The following is a 17,473-nucleotide window of genomic DNA, read 5'->3' as shown; positions in this document are numbered from 1 at the left end:
AGGCCGCGAAATCATTGACAGACAACTCGGTCAGTCCCCTCCAGGAGAGGGTTAGGGTCAGGGCGCTTTTGAGGTCTACCGCGCAATCCCATGCTTACGCAACTTGCGATACAACGTATTGCGGCTCACCCCCAACTGCTGCGCCGTATGCGTCATATGCCAGCGCGTATGCTCCAGCGCACTCAACAACGCCAGCCGCTCAGCATCCTCCAGAGGATGCCCGGACGCCCCCTCAACCGGCAATGCCGCCGGCCGCGCCTGACGAATCATCGCCGGTAAATCCTCAAGCCCGATACGCCCGTTGTCACACAACGCCGCCAACGTTCGCAGCACATTGCGTAACTGCCGCACGTTGCCAGGCCAGGCAAAACTCAACAAGGCTTCCCGCGCCGGCGCGTCGATCAGCACGCTGTCCCCAGCGGCCTCTTCGGCCAGCAGGAAGTCGAGCAGTTGCGATTTGTCCGTGCGATCACGCAATGCCGGCAATGCCACTTCCAGCCCATTGAGGCGGTAATACAAATCTTCGCGAAAACTACCGTCCTGCACCCGTCCCAGCAGGTCACGGTGGGTGGCGCTGATGATCCGCACATTCACCGACTCCGGCTCGCCGCCGATCGGCACGACCTGCCGGTCTTCCAGCACTCGCAACAACCGTGTCTGCAGGGCCAGCGGCATATCGCCGATTTCATCGAGGAACAAGGTGCCACCATCGGCCTGTTGCAACTTGCCGCGCATACCTTCCTTGCGCGCACCGGTGAAGCTGCCACCGCGATAACCGAACAACTCGCTTTCAATCAGGCTCTCGGGAATCGCCGCACAATTGAGGGCGACGAAGGCTTTGTCGGCGCGTTGACTGGCGTGATGAATCGCTTTGGCGAACGCTTCTTTGCCCGATCCGGTTTCACCGTTGACCAGTAACGGCACGTCTCGCTCGTACACGCGCAGAGCCTTGCGAAAATCTGCCTGCAACGTCGCATCACCCAGGCAGATGCCAGGAATTTGCGCACGCTCTTCAACCACTGGCGCGGGCACCAGCGGCATGGGCGCGCGGCGGGCTTGCCCGCGCAACACTGCGAACAGGCAGCGCCCGTCACGGGTGCGCAACGGCCAACTGGCGCTGGCGTTCACGCACGCTCGGCCGAGCAGTTCGTCCAGTGAACAATCGAAGAACGCCTCAACCGGCTTGCCCAATAAACCGCCACGAATATGCCCCAACAGGTTCAGCGCACTCTGGTTGACCGCGCAGATCCGCCCTTCCCCGTCAAACGCCAGCAAGCCTTCGCTGAACAGCCCGACAGACTCGGCCTGCAAATGAAAACGCAGCAGCCATTGGTTATCGAAGCAGCGCAGGAAATAGCAGCTCTCGATCATCTTCGCCGACAGATTGACCAAGGCCATGGTGTGAAACTGACTCTGCCGGGAGACATCGCGTCGCGCCGAAGACACGTCGAGTACCGCCAGCAGTTCGCCATGGGGATCGAACACCGGGCTGGCCGAGCAGGTCAGCCCGGTGTGCCGACCGCGAAAATGTTCGTCCTGATGGATGGTCAGCGATTGCCGCTCCACCAGGCAGGTGCCGATGCCGTTGGTACCTTCGCAGGCTTCGCTCCAGTCGGCGCCGAGCCATAGCCCGGCGCGCTCGAAAATCCTGCGCTCGGCGGGGGCGGTGACGCAGTTGAGGATCACGCCGCGTGCGTCGGTCAGCAACACTGCGTGGCCAGCGCCCGAGAGTTGCTGGTGCAGGCTGTTCATCTCGTTGCCGGCGATGTGCAGCACTTGCTGCAAGCGCTCGCGACTTTCGAGGACGCGGCCGTGCTCCAGCACTGTCGGCGCCATGGTCTGGGCCGGGTCGAGGTGATAGTCCTCAAGGCAACGCAGCCAGGACCGGGCGATGGATGGATCGCTGCCAGGACCTTGCAGGTGGGCTTTGCCCTGGGTCACGGTCAGTACTTGCTGGGCATGGCGACTCAAGTGGTTGTCGTGCATTTCTTATTGTTCTCCCCGGTCCTCGGCGACGCGCACGTCCGAGCATCCTCCAGCCGGGCGGGCTTTGCAATGCTGGCGAGACTGGTCAGTCACTCGCTGTACCAGCAACGGTACAAAGTGTCACCCAGCTTGTACCGAAAGCGTCACAGCGGTCCTCCGCCCGTCCGACAAAAACCGCGCAAAGCCTTGATTTGCCTGAGCTGCAGGGCGCTGGCCCGGCCTTTGCTCTACGCTTATAACAAGCGCACATGCGCACCTCCCTATAAGCACAAAAGCAAGGAGAGACTCATCATGCGTTACGCTCACCCCGGTACTGAAGGCGCTATCGTTTCGTTCAAGAGCAAATACGGTAACTACATCGGCGGCGAGTTCGTCGCGCCTGTCAAAGGTCAGTACTTCACCAATACCTCGCCAGTGAATGGCCAACCCATTGCCGAATTCCCACGTTCCACGGCCGAAGACATCGACAAGGCCCTGGACGCTGCCCACGCCGCTGCCGATGCCTGGGGCGCCACGTCCGCCCAGGCGCGCTCGCTGGTGCTGCTGAAAATCGCCGACCGCATCGAACAGAACCTGGAACTGCTGGCAATCACCGAATCCTGGGACAACGGCAAGGCCGTGCGTGAAACCCTCAACGCCGACATTCCGCTGGCTGCCGACCACTTCCGCTACTTCGCCGGCTGCATCCGCGCCCAGGAAGGCAGCGCTGCCGAAATCGACGGCAACACCGTGGCCTATCACATCCATGAGCCACTGGGCGTGGTTGGGCAGATCATTCCGTGGAACTTCCCGATCCTGATGGCCGCCTGGAAACTCGCCCCGGCCCTCGCTGCCGGCAACTGCGTGGTACTCAAGCCTGCCGAACAAACCCCGCTGGGCATTACCGTGCTGATCGAACTGATCGGCGACCTGCTGCCACCGGGCGTGCTGAACATTGTCCAGGGTTACGGCAAAGAAGCCGGCGAAGCCCTGGCCACCAGCAAGCGCATCGCCAAGATCGCGTTCACCGGTTCGACCCCGGTCGGCTCGCACATCATGAAATGCGCCGCCGAAAACATCATTCCGTCCACCGTGGAGCTGGGTGGCAAATCGCCGAACATCTTCTTCGAAGACATCATGAAGGCCGAACCGTCCTTCATCGAAAAAGCCGCTGAAGGCCTGGTGCTGGCGTTCTTCAACCAGGGCGAAGTTTGCACCTGTCCGTCTCGCGCCCTGGTGCAAGAGTCGATCTACGACGACTTCATGAAAGAGGTGATGAAAAAAGTCCTGTCGATCAAACGTGGCGACCCGCTGGACACCGACACCATGGTCGGCGCCCAGGCGTCCGAACAGCAATTCGACAAAATCCTTTCGTACCTGGAAATCGCCAAGGGCGAAGGCGCCGAGCTGCTGACCGGCGGCAAGGTAGAAAAACTCGAGGGCAGCCTGGCGACCGGGTATTACATCCAGCCGACCCTGCTCAAGGGCACCAACAAAATGCGTGTGTTCCAGGAAGAAATCTTTGGCCCGGTAGTGAGCATCACCACCTTCAAGGACGAAGCCGAAGCCCTGGCCATCGCCAACGACACCGAGTTCGGCCTGGGTGCCGGTCTCTGGACCCGCGACATCAACCGCGCCTACCGCATGGGCCGCGCCATCAAGGCCGGTCGTGTGTGGACCAACTGCTACCACCTGTACCCGGCCCACGCTGCGTTCGGCGGTTACAAGAAGTCCGGCGTCGGTCGTGAAACCCACAAGATGATGCTCGATCACTATCAGCAGACCAAAAACCTGCTGGTGAGCTACGACATCAATCCGCTGGGCTTCTTCTGATCGAGCCTCCCGGCGACTTCGGTCGCCGGGAGGGGCTTGTTCCGGCAAGACCCATTTTTTGTCCAATGCATTCAGCCCCCGTCGGCGGCCGGATGCACGGCTGCACGCAAAAAAACGCAAAGGCCCGCGCGCCCTTGGTAAACACAGCGTCCGCGCTTGCAAACAACAATAAGAAAGGAGTCCGCATTGGATCAGATCGGCAACTACGTGCTCTATCTCATCATGTTCTGCGCCGTACTCGGCGCCTTCGCGGCGATCTACAACAGCGACGAAGGACTTGGTAAAGAATTCATGGAGGGTATCCACGCCACGGGGCACATCTTCGTGCCAGCGGCGGGGATCATGGCGTCCATCCCCTACCTGACCGTGGTCATCGAAAAAGCCTTCGGCCCGTTCTTCAGCTCCCTGGGCGCAGACCCGGCGCTGGCAGCGACCATGATCATCGCCTCGGACATGGGCGGCTATCACCTCGCCTCGGGCCTGGCGGCCAGCAAAGAAGCCCTGGTCATGGCGCTGATCACCGGGTTCATGGGCGGCGCAACCATTGTGTTCTCGATCCCGATGGGCCTGGCAATGCTCGACAAGCGTGACCATAAATACATGGCCCTGGGCATCATGTCGGGCATCCTGACCATCCCCCTGGGCGTGCTGATTGCCAGTGTCATCCTCGCGTTCAGCAACCCGCTGGTCCGGGAACTGGTGTCGACCAACGGCGAAGCCACCTATCAATTGGCCCTGGGCCTGGGCAGCATCTTCGCCAACCTGTTGCCGATCCTGATCTTCGTCGTAGCCCTGGCCCTGGGCCTGCGCTTTTTGCCCGACCTGATGATCAAAGGCTTCATCATTTTCGGCCGCACCCTGGACGCGGCGATCAAGCTGGTGCTGGTGTTCTCCATCGTCGAGTACTTCACCGGCGTGTTCACCCTGGTGTTCGGCAACTGGGGGTTCCACCCGATCATCGCCGACGCCGAGGACCAGACCCGCGCCCTGGAAACCGCCGGCTATATCGGCATCATGCTGGCCGGCGCCTTCCCGATGGTCTACCTGTTGCGCAAATACCTGGGCAAACCGCTGGAAAGCCTGGGCAGCAAGATCGGCCTGAGCGCCGTTGGCAGTGCCGGCATGCTGGCCACCATCGCCAATATCCTGGCCATGTTCCGCCTGGTGCGCTTCATGCCGCCCAAAGACAAAGTGATCAACATTGCCTTTGGCGTGTGCGCGGCCTTCCTGCTGGGCGACCACCTGTCCTTCACCGCCAACTTCCAGCCCACCATCATTGTGCCGGTGCTGATTGGCAAGATAAGTGCAGGTTTCATTGCCGTGGGCCTGGCGTATTGGCTGTCGGTACCCAAGGCCTTGCAACTGGAGGCCGAGGACCGCGCCGCCGGGATCATTGCCAAGGGCGAGTACCTGGGCCTGCCACTGCCGGAAACCCTGCACCCCGACGGCACCAAGGCAACGGCCTGAGTCCGCTGCATTGAAGTGCGCTGCCCACACCGGGCGTGGCATGCTCAGCCAAGGCCGGCCCCGGGCAGCGCACTGTCCCATTTGAAACGGAGACTGAAATGGCAAGTTTTTCCCATAGCGTGGGCGCCCAGACCTACCGCTTCGACGACCTCAAGGACGTCATGGCCAAAGCCAGCCCGGCACGCTCCGGGGACTTTCTGGCCGGTGTCGCCGCGCTCAACGATGGCGAGCGTGTGGCCGCGCAAATGACCCTGGCCGACATCCCGCTGAGTCACTTCCTGCAGGAAGCGCTGATTCCCTACGAAACCGATGAAGTTACCCGGTTGATCATCGACACCCATGACAAGCAGGCCTTTGCCATCGTCAGCCACCTCACCGTCGGCGATTTCCGCGACTGGTTGCTCAGCGACGCCGCCGACGAACACAGCCTGCGCGCGCTGGCCCCCGGCCTGACCCCGGAAATGGCCGCCGCCGTGTCGAAGATCATGCGCGTACAGGATCTGGTGCTGGTGGCCCAGAAAATCCGCGTGGTCACAAAGTTTCGCGGCACCTTGGGCCTGCGTGGCCGATTGTCCACGCGCCTGCAACCCAACCATCCCACCGACGAACCGGCCGGGATCGCTGCCAGCATTCTCGATGGCCTGCTGCACGGCAATGGTGATGCCATGATTGGCATCAACCCCGCCACCGACAGCATCGCGTCGATTTGCACGATGCTGGAAATGCTCGACGCGATTATCCAGCGCTACGAAATTCCCACCCAGGCCTGCGTACTGACTCACGTCACCACCTCGATCGAAGCCGTCAATCGCGGTGTACCACTGGACCTGGTATTCCAGTCGATCGCCGGCACTGAAGCGGCCAACGCCAGTTTCGGTATCAACCTGAACCTGTTGCAGGAAGGTTATGACGCCGGCCTGAGCCTCAATCGCGGCACCCTGGGGCAGAACCTGATGTATTTCGAAACCGGCCAGGGCAGCGCCCTGTCGGCCAATGCCCATCATGGTGTCGATCAGCAGACCTGCGAAACCCGCGCCTACGCCGTGGCACGGCATTTCAAACCGTTTCTGGTCAACACCGTGGTCGGCTTCATCGGCCCGGAATACCTCTACAACGGCAAACAGATCATCCGCGCCGGCCTCGAAGACCATTTCTGCGGCAAGTTGCTCGGCGTGCCCATGGGTTGTGACATCTGCTACACCAACCATGCCGAGGCCGACCAGGATGACATGGACACCCTGTTGACCCTGCTGGGCGTGGCCGGGATCAACTTCATCATGGGCATTCCCGGCTCTGACGACATCATGCTCAACTACCAGACCACCTCGTTTCATGACGCGCTGTACGCCCGCCAGACCCTTGGCCTCAAGCCGGCGCCGGAGTTCGAGCAATGGCTGGCGAAAACGGGCATCTTCACCCAGGCGGACGGCAAGGTCAGGTTTGGCAGCAACTTGCCAGCCGCCTTCCGTCAGGCCCTGGCACAACTGGGATGACTGCCGACATGGATAAACCACCCTACGATCCGCACAACCCTTGGCTGGAATTGCGCCGCCTGACCCCGGCAAGAATTGCCTTGGGCCGCACCGGTACCAGCCTGCCAACCCGCGCCCAGCTGGACTTCCAGTTCGCCCATGCCCAGGCGCGAGATGCCGTGCACCTGCCATTCGACCATGCGACCCTCAGCTCGCAGCTGGCCGAACAGGGCCGCGAAAGCCTGCTGTTGCACAGTGCGGCAATCGATCGCAACAGTTACCTGCAGCGCCCCGATCTGGGGCGAAAACTCAGTGATGCGTCGGCGCAGCGCTTGCGCGAGTACGCTAGCGCCCATCCTGGCGGGGTGGATCTGGTGATCGTGGTCGCCGATGGCCTGTCGGCATTGGCGGTTCATCGCCACACCCTGCCGTTTCTGGCGCGCCTTGAAGAACAGAGTGCCGCAGATGGCTGGACCATGGCACCGGTCATGCTGGTGGAACAGGGGCGCGTGGCAGTCGCCGACGAAATCGGCGAGTTGCTGGGAGCAAAAATGACCGTGATCCTGATCGGCGAGCGCCCCGGCCTCAGCTCGCCGGACAGCCTGGGATTATATTTCACTTACAATCCCAAAGTCGGCCTGACCGATGCCTGGCGCAACTGCATCTCCAATGTCCGGCTTGAAGGGCTGAGCTATGGCGTGGCGGCACATCGTTTGCTTTATTTGATGCGCGAAGCCTGTCGGCGACAGCTTTCAGGGGTCAATCTGAAGGACGAAGCGCAACTGCAAACGCTGGAAGCAGCCCCGGGCACAGAGCTCAAAGGCAACTTTCTACTCGACCCACCGCAAACCTGAACCGTTCCACATTGCGTTTGTGTTGCGGTTTCAGGCACGATCGTTCCGCGGCCGCCAAGGTTTCCCGTTGCCGTCAAATGACGTTAGACAGCCACTTGAAGACGAGACCTACGATGCGGATTATTCAAGCGACCCTCGAACACCTGGACCTGCTAGTGCCCTTGTTCGTCAGATATCGCGAGTTTTATGGTTCCCTGCCGTACCCGGACTCGTCGCGGGCGTTCCTCGAAAAACGCCTGCGCCGCAAGGAATCGGTGATCTACCTGGCCCTGGCCGATGATGACAACAACAAACTGATGGGCTTCTGTCAGTTGTACCCCAGCTTTTCTTCGCTTTCGCTCAAACGCGTGTGGATTCTCAACGACATCTTTGTCGCCGAAGACGCCCGCCGCCAGTTGGTCGCCGACAATCTGATCCGCACCGCAAAAAAAATGGCCAAGGAAACCAATGCCGTGCGCATGCGCGTTTCCACCAGCAGCAACAACGAAGTCGCGCAGAAAACCTATGAATCCATCGGATTCAAGGTGGATACCCAGTTCAAGAACTACGTGCTGCCGATCAGCGACGAACTGTAAATAGCCTCGCAAGAGATCGTCCGAACCGGCCCGAGCCTTCGGACGATCTTTGCACCACCCTGCCCGTCCCCCGAAAACATCCCCCGCTACAATCTCGACGCGCTTTTCATCTCACGGCCCGTATAATGCCGACCTTTTCCGGCTTGTAAGAATAAACTACGCATGCATGTAGTCTTACGCGAAGTCATCCGCACAGGCCTGCTGAGCCGGGCCATCACCATAGGTGCTTTCCATGGATTTCAACCCGATCGATCTCATCCTGCATCTCGACGTCTACCTCGACATGCTCGTGACCAACTACGGGACCTGGATCTACGCGATTCTTTTCATGGTGATCTTCTGTGAAACCGGCCTGGTGGTCATGCCCTTCCTGCCGGGCGACTCCCTGCTGTTCATTGCCGGCGCCGTTGCGGCGGGTGGCGGCATGGACCCGGTATTGCTCGGCGGCCTGCTGATGCTGGCGGCGATTCTCGGTGACAGCACCAACTACCTGATTGGGCGAACAGCCGGGGAAAAGCTGTTCAGCAACCCGGACTCGAAAATATTCCGCCGCGATTACCTGCAACAAACCCATGATTTCTATGACAAGCACGGCGGCAAAACCGTGACCCTGGCGCGTTTCCTGCCCATCATCCGCACCTTCGCCCCATTCGTCGCCGGCGTCGGCAAGATGCCGTACCCACGTTTCTTCGCCTTCAGCGTACTCGGCACCATTTTGTGGGTTGGCGGCCTGGTGACCCTCGGCTTCTTCTTCGGCAACGTGCCGTTCATCAAGCAGAATCTGTCGCTGCTGGTGGTCGGGATCATCCTGCTGTCGCTGTTGCCAATGATCATCAGCGTCGTGCGCAGCCGTCTCGGCGGCTCCAATCCCAAAGCCGAATCACGCTGACAGCATGTGGTCCCTCAGCGCCTGGCGTCGCCGGCGCATCCTGGCCAGGCACCCGATTGCCGATGACATGTGGCAACGGGTGCGCCATCACCTGAGCTTTCTCGATGGCATCAGCGCCGCCGAAGACCGCTGGCTGCGCGAAGCCTGCGTACTGTTTCTCGAAGACAAACACCTGACAGCCCTGCCCGGTGTCGAACTGCACCAGGAACAACGCCTGCTGCTCGCCGCCCAGGCGCAACTGCCGCTGCTGCATCTGGGCGACCTCAACTGGTATCAGGGTTTCCACGAGATCATTCTCTACCCCGACGACTTTCTCAGCCCCCAGCGTCATCGCGACGCCAGTGGTGTGGAGCACGAGTGGGACGGCGAACACAGCGGCGAAGCCTGGCAGCAAGGTCCGATCATCCTCGCCTGGCCGGGCGTGATGGCCAGCGGCGGCTGGGAAGGCTACAACCTGGTGATTCACGAACTGGCGCACAAACTCGACATGCTCAACGGCGACGCCAACGGCCTGCCGCCGTTGCACGCCGACATGCGGGTCAGCGACTGGGCCAGGATCATGCAAGAGGCCTACGACGACCTCGACCGGCAACTGGAGCGCAACCCCGACGCAGAAACCGCCATCGACCCCTACGCCGCGGAAAACCCTGCCGAGTTCTTTGCCGTCACCAGCGAATACTTCTTCAGCGCCCCGGATCTGCTCCACGAAGCGTATCCACAGGTCTATGAACAGCTGCAACTGTTCTATCGACAGGACCCGCTGGGCCGGCTTCGGCAACTTCTGGCGCAAGATCCGGTCTACCGGGCTCACTGATGACTACACGACCTCTGGTACATGGCGTCGCCGTAGGAATATGCCTATAATCGCCGCCACTTTTTGGTCAATCCGGCCAAGTGTTTCTGGTCAACTAACGGGGGCAACGCCCAATGAGCTACAGCAAGATTCCGGCTGGCAAAGACCTGCCGAACGACATCTACGTCGCGATCGAGATTCCGGCCAACCACGCGCCGATCAAATACGAAATCGACAAAGACAGCGATTGCCTGTTCGTTGACCGTTTCATGGCCACCCCAATGTTCTACCCGGCCAACTACGGTTACATCCCGAACACCCTGGCTGACGACGGTGACCCCCTCGACGTGCTGGTCGTGACCCCTTACCCGGTTGCGCCAGGCTCGGTAATCCGCGCTCGCCCGGTCGGCATCCTGAACATGACCGACGACGGCGGCGGCGATGCCAAAGTCATCGCAGTTCCACACGACAAGCTGTCCCAGCTGTACGTCGACGTGAAGGAATACACCGACCTGCCGCCACTGCTGATCCAGCAGATCGAGCACTTCTTCGCGAACTACAAAGATCTCGAAAAAGGCAAATGGGTGAAGATCGAAGGCTGGGCCGGCGCAGACGCCGCCCGCGAAGCGATCACCAAGTCGGTTGCGGCCTATAAAGGCTAAGTACAGCCAGTAGCTTTTAGCTGCTAGCGACAAAAAAAACCCCGGTTAAGCCGGGGTTTTTTTTGGCCGCGAAAAAGCACCAACCACACAGCACGTTTAATTCGATCTTATCTCGATATTTCCTGTTTAATTTTCCCCAAGAGCGTCTTACATCCGGTCTCGAATTTCCCGCTGATTTTGAACATAGCGTTTATTCAAAGCCTTATCCGGCGCCAGTAGACTCGTGTTTATGAAAAAGAACACCAGCGGCCCTCGCTTTAAAGAGCTACTTGAAGCAGCGAACATCACGACCACAGGATTTGCCGACTTCCTGGACACGGCACCGCAAAATGTACATAACTGGTACACCCGCGGCGTGCCCGCCCACTGCATGGAAGAAGTCGCCAGAAAACTGTCCGTCAACAGTGCTTGGCTGAAAACCGGCGAAGGCCCCAAGGACGCCCGGCACCTGCGCCTGCTCGACGACAGCGGCAATACCTTCGACGCCCAGACCATTCGAGGCGTCTACACGGTCGTCGAACCCACCGACGTCGAATTGCCTTTCTATAAAGAAGCCGTCACCGCCCCCGGTTCCAACAAAACCCACGTCATCGAAGATCGTGATCACTCCATCCGCCTGCCCCGCAGCCACCTCGACTCCCTGGAAGTCAAACACATCGACGCCATCTGCGCGCAGATGATCGGCAACAGCATGGCCGAGAAAATTGAAGACGGCTCCACCTTGGCAATCGACCGCGGACTGACCCAGATTATCGATGGCGAAATCTACGCCATCGAACATGACGGCATGCTGCGCATCAAGTACCTGCATCGAATACCCGGAAACGCGCTGCGATTGCGCAGCCATAACCGCGCCGAGTACCCGGATGAGATCTTCAGGGCGGCACAGATTGAAGAACAGAACATCAGGATATTGGGCTGGGTGTTCTGGTGGTCGACCTTGCATAAACGGCGGCCACAAGTGCCCTTCCTGTAAATGCACAACCCGCCGCCGCAGACGAAACCTGCGGCCGCACACCAGCAAAATCGCCCCACCCGACACACCAGACTGGGAATTCCCCAAAAAAATCAGTATGCTGCGCCCCACATTTGCGCATCGACCCGCCCCAACGCGGCTCAGATCGCATCGACCGGCAGATGACTTTCTCGCCAGGTCCCACAGCCGGACGCAAGATCCGGGTGTACGTTTTGAAGGCTGGCGCGGTTTACCAAAAATAAACCAAGCCAGTCCCCGAGAAGCCGGCCACAAGCCGGCTTTTTAATGCCTGAAATCCACGTAGAATGCGGCCCGGATAAAAAGCACCGTCCTTGACCCACACTTTGACCCACACCCAAACGCTTGGTTAGCCGCAGCCCCATCGACTCGATTTCTGTGACACCAACGATCTGTATCATCTCATGGCTCACGCCCATACCCGGTACGAGGTTCGTTGCATGCTTGGGTCAGCGTTCAATCAGCGCCAACAACTTACGCTTACTTTCGGTAATATTCGTTAACTCAGGACTGAAGGTCAGGAAATGGATATCACCCCCCTCATTGCGCAGGTCCAGGGCACGCTTCCCTTGTTAAAACCGCTGATGCAACGGATCGGCTTACTAAAATCGAATTCGACTGACCGTACTATTCGCTACACCGCCCCTGTCACGCTCGCCAACCGAGAAGCCGACTACCATATAGCCTGGGCTTTTTCCGAGAGCGCGACATCTTCCCCTGGATTTTCTTCCGTGCCTGATTCTGGAGCTTGCAAATGATTAGCCAATACCTTGAGGGTGCACTGAGATCCGCCTCAGCGGGGACGATGACTGAGTTGTTCATCTGGGTAATGTTGGCAATCTTTGCCATGGCAATCATTCAAGGCAAAACTGGCAAGCACGGCTTTTTTGTCGAGCATGCGCCCGCGGTACTGGTATCGCTGGGTATTTTGGGTACCTTCATAGGTATCGTTATCGGTTTGCTGGACTTCAATGCACACGACATCAAAAGCAGCATTGAGGACCTCCTCGATGGTCTGAAGACCGCATTTATCACAAGCCTGGTCGGCATGACGCTGTCAATTGTGCTGAAGGCTTTGGATGCTTGGTGGTTTGAGCCCGCGCGCGGGAAGACAGAGCAGCCTGACTCAGTTACACCTGAGCATATCTACGGCGTGATGAGCCGGCAGGAAAAGCTGTTAGAGGCGCTTAATCACTCCCTAGCGGGCAGTGAGGAAGGCTCGGTAGCGGGGCAACTCAAGTTATTACGGTCAGATATGGGCGACTTCCGGAATGGCTTGGATCGTGGACAGCACGAGTTTCAGGACAAGCTTTTTAAACACTTGGCTCTGTTTAGCGAGATGCTGGCGCAATCTGCCACAGAGACGGTGATCAATGCACTTCGACAGGTGATTCAGGACTTCAATAAGCACTTGGTGGAGCAGTTTGGCGACAACTTCAAGGCACTTAATGAGTCTGTCGGTAAGATGGTCGACTGGCAGGAGCAGTACAAGCAGCATGTAGAAGTGCTGGAGGCACGTATCGAAACGGCTGTCCGTGAGCTTGAACGTACTGCTACAGCTAATGAGGCTATCAGTCGTTCGTTAACGACCTCTGAACAATCCATTGGCTCAATTGATAATCACTGCCAGAGCATTCCAACTGCTATCGGCCAGCTAGAGCCAGTTCTGCAGGTCAATCAGCACCAAATTCAGGAGCTGCAACGGCATCTGGATGTGTTCATTGCTATGCGCGATAAAGCCACAAGCGCGGTGCCAGAACTGCAACAGCATATGGATACTCTCTCTAAGGCGCTCTCAGATGGCATGCAGGGCGTCATATCTACCATGCACGAGGGCTCAATGGAGTTCGGGCGCTCAGTTGATCTCACCAATACAGCCTTGACCGAGGCCTCGCATGTGATCAGCAGCCAGACGGAACAGATCAACGAGAATATGAAGGATGCGGCGCAGGAGTTCGGCTCCTCTGTACGCGGCACCCTAGAAAGCATGCTGAATAATTCGAAGTCCCTGGAGCAGCAAATGGGGCTGGCGATCGAGCAGGCGTCTGGCTCATTGACGGAAACATTTAAACAAGCGACCGGTAAGATTCAAGACAGCCTTACATCGACAGTTGATGCCGCGCTGAATACGTTGCGTTCAACCGTAGAAGGCAACCTCAGCCAAACTGAGTCCCTAATTCAAGGCTCTGCTAACCGCACTATGGGGTCCGTGGAAGCTCAGGTCAGAGAGGCCACCGAGCGGGCGAACGCATCCCTGCAGGCGCAGCTTAATGCTATGGATCAAGCCATCGGGCGTGAGTTAGAGAAAGTCTTCAGGGAAATGGGATCGGCCCTGGCCACTATCTCTCGCAGGATTGCTGATGATCATGCAGAACTTGTTAGCAGGACGCGTTCGTAATGAGCTCTCTGGATAATTTGTTCCGCAGTCGGCACTCGAAAAAGGACGATGCCGAGCACTGGATTGGTATTTCCGATCTTATGTCCGGACTAATGATGATGTTCTTGTTCATCGCTGTTGCCTACATGTACTACGTGCAGGTCGAACGAGAAAACATCAAGGAGATCGCGGTCGCCTATAAGGACACGCAGGTAGCAATTTACAACGACCTGAACAATGAGTTTAAGAGTGACCTCCCACGTTGGAATGCGTCGATAGATCGCAATACTCTGCAAGTGACCTTCAACAACCCCGAGGTACTGTTTCGCTCAGGCTCACCGGAGCTAAGTACACAGTTCCAAGCAATGCTCTCCGACTTCTTTCCACGTTATGTGGCTGTGCTTTCCCGCTACAGGGGGGCGATTGATGAGATACGTATCGAAGGGCATACCAGCAGTGATTGGGGAACGCTGCATGGCGATGAAGCCTATTTTCCGAACATGGCGCTGTCACAGGATCGGACGCGCTCAGTGCTGCAGTACGTACTATCGAAGTTGACATCCGGAGCAGATAGGGACTGGGTTCGTTCGAGCTTTGCGGCAGTGGGCTACTCCTCGTCAAGGCGACTTGTGGATGCAAGTAGCACCGCTGAAGACGCCGCACGCTCCCGACGCGTTAACTTTCGGGTGTTCACTAATTCCGAGCTGCAGATCCGCACAATCATTGAGAGACTCGATGGAAATCAACGTTGATTTTTCCGGGCTGTGGGCTCAGGTCAAGCGGCTAAATGCGGAGACGGTTGATTTCGATTGGACGGCCGCCGCACAGCTTGACCCTATCGATATCGCGCTGTTGGAGGGGCGCGAGGTTCGGCTCGACGATTTAAATGTCATTAATGGGCTGCTGAGTGTCGATGGGCGTCAGGTGTTACTGTACATCCCTGACCAGTTCTCCCCAGTTGACGTAGTGCAGCTTTCTCCAGATAAAGGTAAGCGTTTCCATGTGGCGGACTGCAAAACGCTGAACGACATGCGCAGCAAAGGTCGATTTGAACGCTACGTGGTGACTAATAATCTGAGCGGGATTTTCCCCATTAGTGGCAAGAGCAGCCGAGGTGTCCGTGAGGAACTGGATTCTCGTCTGCTTGTATGTAAGAACTGCCTAGAAAAGCTCAATTACCAGAATTACTGCCATGAGAGCGCACGCTCGACTATCTGGAATGGTTTTGAGATTGGCAAATTCTTTGAAACTTACAGTACGAGCTTTCGCCACCTACCGCGCAGCTTGACGCAGCGTGCTCTCGGGAATGATTACACCAAGGACTGGGCTGAAATTTCTGCGGATGTGAGGCGGCGTTGTGGATTCACTTGCGAGGCATGTGCTGTGAGCCTCACAGAGCATCGTCATTTACTGCACGTTCACCACGTCAACGGCGTAAAACAGGACAACAGCACCGTAAACCTTCGCCCCCTCTGTGCTGACTGTCACCGTAAACAGCCGCTGCACGACCACATGTTTATCTCGACTCAAAACATGCAGATACTTAATCGTTTGCGTCGTGAGCAGAGCATCGTTGCTGACGACTGGAAGCAGGCTATAGCACTAGCCGATCTTGCAGTGCATGGCGGGCTTATGCACGGTCGACACAAAGGTTTTGGGGTTCCCGTGATTGGTTACGAAGTCATGAATGCCCAGGAACTGGTGGTCGCAGAGGTCGCAGCTGCGTGGCCCGATCATCGTATAGCGATGTATGTTGCCGACGCCCCTGCCATTGAGGGTTGGGCTGTACTAAATCCGGTTGAGTTTATTGATAAATATTGAACTGTTGCCGTGATGGTTGGATTTTTTATCATGACGTGCAGAGGTAAAGGAAATAGATAATGGCAGCGGCTGCAGACGCTGAGTGCAATACAGTTACACGCCAAGCGTGTTTAGGCACTCCGGTGCGGTGGTACGCGGATTCCCGACTGCGAGGGTGTCTTATCGTCTCGCTGGGAAATTGTGAGTGATTCGCTCGTGGGGAGCGACTCCATCGGGGGTGTGTAATATCGCCAACTCAGATCGGAGATGCCAGCGCAGTGCTGGCATTTAGGTGGCGACAGATGGCCGTAAAGTTTTTTCATAGGTGCTAACAAGCGCTGGCCAAGTCCCTGATCCTGAGGACTGTGGTGGTTGAGCAGTTGGCGTGCCTGGCTGTCGCGCGGATGCCAAGGCCTGCACCGAGCAGTTCCGTAACGCGCTTGTGCAGGTCTTCATCAATCGGCCGGCCCTGATACTTACCGGCAGCTTTCGCCTTTTCGATACCCTGGGCCTGACGCTCGCGGCGTTGCTCGTAATCCTTGCGCGCAATGGCGGCCATCATTTCCACTAGCATCGAGTTGATAGCGCCCAGCATCCGCCCTGTGAACTCGTCGCCCTTCGTGTCCTGCATTCCCTGGTGACTGGTCGGCAGATCGAGCGCGACGATGCGCAGGCCCTTGGAATCAATCGTGGCCTTGAGCTTCTGCCAGTCCTCCACCGGCAAGCGGGAAAGTCGGTCTATCGACTCCACCAGCAGCACGTCACCCTTGCGCGCATCTTTGAGCAGACGCAGCAACTCGGGCCGGTCTGCGGAGGCGCCGCTAGTATTCTCCAAATACACGCTCGCGATGACCTTGTTATGTTCGCTGGCGAACTGGTCAAGCGAGGCTTGGGCGCGGCCGGCGTCTTGTTCTTCAGTGGATGCTCGGAGATATGCTCGGATGAACATGATGTGCCTTCCGTATCAGTTAGGGTGCTCTACCAATACTGTTGCACTATGAGTGTCACTTATCAAGCGGAAAGGGCAAATAAATTTGAATGTGCGCGTAGCAGCTAAGGCATATTTATAACTGCCGTAGTCGCATGATTGCGCCTGTTATGTCTTGAGCATTCCGGTCCAGCGTTTCCATGGCCACAATTGCGTTAGCGCCAACGCTTTCCACTCCATTATCAGAAAGCCACTTGATTACCTCCTCGATGGCCGCACATATTGCGTGCTGGTTATGCAGGAGCAGCGTGAGTGCGTCTGCTGTGGCTATGTTGGCTTGAGAGTTATCTGACCTGGGTATCGTCCTTGACTAAATGGTGCGCGAAGATTAGCTGAACTCGCCGCTGGCTCGAGTCACTTCTCCAGATCCGCAGAAGCTTGAGCAATTACACTAACTCGCTACCCATTTGCATTCTGCCTAACCGAGTATCTGCACGGGATTTAACCCGCCATTGGCAAACATGACTGGCGGTGAACGGCCAAAACCGGTCGCGGGCTTCCCTTCTAGATTAATTTTAATAGTCGCCCTTACTCGCGCTCGAAGTTCCTATGGCCGGAAGCGGCGAATCCGCGTAAGGCCGGTTCAGGCCGATTGCAGCAGGTCATCATGGGTAGCTGCCGGCAAAGTGTCTCGTCGGGGAGAGCGAGAAACCTCGCATCCCTTTCAATTCCAGAAATCGAAGAAGCTTAAGAACCGCAGTCGCCGTAGTATGCGAATTCATAACTCTCACGTTAAGGCCAGAAATGTCCAGGACATATCCGATTCAGTTCGGAGAGCATGGAAAGTACCAGCTATCTGAAAAA

The 17,473-nt window shown here is 57.8% G+C and carries 16 protein-coding genes; 13 read left to right on the top strand and 3 right to left on the bottom strand.

The window, feature by feature from the left end; genetic code table 11:
• Positions 1 to 75 precede the first annotated feature (75 nt).
• The gene (locus ASE98_RS21010) at positions 76 to 1,986 is read right to left on the bottom strand and encodes a sigma-54-dependent Fis family transcriptional regulator (protein WP_060543245.1); all 1,911 of its coding nucleotides are present in this window, start codon (positions 1,984 to 1,986) and stop codon (positions 76 to 78) included.
• A 291-nt stretch (positions 1,987 to 2,277) separates the two neighbouring features.
• Here ASE98_RS21010 and exaC point away from each other — a divergent pair, with 291 nt between their 5' ends.
• The 13 genes from exaC to ASE98_RS20950 all read left to right on the top strand — a co-directional run bounded on the left by exaC (position 2,278) and on the right by ASE98_RS20950 (position 15,702).
• A complete protein-coding gene (exaC, locus tag ASE98_RS21005; RefSeq protein ID WP_060543244.1) occupies positions 2,278 to 3,798 on the top strand; it encodes an acetaldehyde dehydrogenase ExaC in 1,521 nt (506 codons plus the stop codon).
• A 186-nt stretch (positions 3,799 to 3,984) separates the two neighbouring features.
• Positions 3,985 to 5,265, top strand: a complete 1,281-nt coding sequence (gene eutH, locus ASE98_RS21000) for an ethanolamine utilization protein EutH (protein WP_060543243.1) — start codon at positions 3,985 to 3,987, stop codon at positions 5,263 to 5,265.
• A 98-nt stretch (positions 5,266 to 5,363) separates the two neighbouring features.
• A complete protein-coding gene (locus ASE98_RS20995; RefSeq protein WP_060543242.1) occupies positions 5,364 to 6,758 on the top strand; it encodes an ethanolamine ammonia-lyase subunit EutB in 1,395 nt (464 codons plus the stop codon).
• An 8-nt stretch (positions 6,759 to 6,766) separates the two neighbouring features.
• Positions 6,767 to 7,591 carry an ethanolamine ammonia-lyase subunit EutC gene (eutC, locus tag ASE98_RS20990; RefSeq protein ID WP_060543394.1) on the top strand — a complete coding sequence of 275 codons (825 nt, stop codon included), beginning with the start codon at positions 6,767 to 6,769 and terminating at the stop codon, positions 7,589 to 7,591.
• A 113-nt stretch (positions 7,592 to 7,704) separates the two neighbouring features.
• Positions 7,705 to 8,166 carry a GNAT family N-acetyltransferase gene (locus ASE98_RS20985; RefSeq protein WP_060543241.1) on the top strand — a complete coding sequence of 154 codons (462 nt, stop codon included), beginning with the start codon at positions 7,705 to 7,707 and terminating at the stop codon, positions 8,164 to 8,166.
• A 232-nt stretch (positions 8,167 to 8,398) separates the two neighbouring features.
• Positions 8,399 to 9,055 carry a DedA family protein gene (locus ASE98_RS20980; RefSeq protein ID WP_060543240.1) on the top strand — a complete coding sequence of 219 codons (657 nt, stop codon included), beginning with the start codon at positions 8,399 to 8,401 and terminating at the stop codon, positions 9,053 to 9,055.
• 4 nt (positions 9,056 to 9,059) lie between these two features.
• Entirely contained in the window at positions 9,060 to 9,869 is an 810-nt protein-coding gene (locus ASE98_RS20975; protein ID WP_060543239.1) for a zinc-dependent peptidase, read from the top strand.
• Positions 9,870 to 9,982: 113 nt separating this feature from the next.
• A complete protein-coding gene (gene ppa, locus ASE98_RS20970) occupies positions 9,983 to 10,510 on the top strand; it encodes an inorganic diphosphatase (protein ID WP_003205933.1) in 528 nt (175 codons plus the stop codon).
• Between the two features lie 229 nt (positions 10,511 to 10,739).
• Positions 10,740 to 11,486 (top strand): LexA family transcriptional regulator, encoded by a 747-nt coding sequence (locus ASE98_RS20965; protein ID WP_060543238.1) that lies wholly within the window; start codon positions 10,740 to 10,742, stop codon positions 11,484 to 11,486.
• Between the two features lie 542 nt (positions 11,487 to 12,028).
• Entirely contained in the window at positions 12,029 to 12,262 is a 234-nt protein-coding gene (locus ASE98_RS26710; protein WP_156465536.1) for a hypothetical protein, read from the top strand.
• Complete coding sequence (locus ASE98_RS20960) at positions 12,259 to 13,902, top strand: hypothetical protein (RefSeq protein ID WP_060543237.1); 1,644 nt, start codon at positions 12,259 to 12,261, stop codon at positions 13,900 to 13,902. Before ASE98_RS26710 ends, ASE98_RS20960 begins: the two co-directional genes overlap by 4 nt.
• Entirely contained in the window at positions 13,902 to 14,633 is a 732-nt protein-coding gene (locus tag ASE98_RS20955) for an OmpA family protein (protein WP_082457603.1), read from the top strand. Before ASE98_RS20960 ends, ASE98_RS20955 begins: the two co-directional genes overlap by 1 nt.
• Entirely contained in the window at positions 14,617 to 15,702 is a 1,086-nt protein-coding gene (locus ASE98_RS20950) for a hypothetical protein (RefSeq protein WP_060543236.1), read from the top strand. Before ASE98_RS20955 ends, ASE98_RS20950 begins: the two co-directional genes overlap by 17 nt.
• A gap of 307 nt (positions 15,703 to 16,009) precedes the next feature.
• Here the strand turns inward: ASE98_RS20950 and ASE98_RS20945 are convergent, their stop codons facing one another.
• Together ASE98_RS20945 and ASE98_RS27335 are read right to left on the bottom strand one after the other, a co-directional pair.
• Positions 16,010 to 16,630, bottom strand: a complete 621-nt coding sequence (locus tag ASE98_RS20945; protein WP_060543235.1) for a recombinase family protein — start codon at positions 16,628 to 16,630, stop codon at positions 16,010 to 16,012.
• Positions 16,631 to 16,745: 115 nt separating this feature from the next.
• A complete protein-coding gene (locus ASE98_RS27335; protein WP_082457602.1) occupies positions 16,746 to 16,970 on the bottom strand; it encodes a hypothetical protein in 225 nt (74 codons plus the stop codon).
• Positions 16,971 to 17,473: the final 503 nt, after the last annotated feature.

The organism is Pseudomonas sp. Leaf48 (genome assembly GCF_001421885.1).
Classification (GTDB): domain Bacteria; phylum Pseudomonadota; class Gammaproteobacteria; order Pseudomonadales; family Pseudomonadaceae; genus Aquipseudomonas.
The sequence above is the reverse complement of the archived record's forward strand: the minus strand, read 5'-3'. Positions and strand labels throughout refer to the sequence as shown.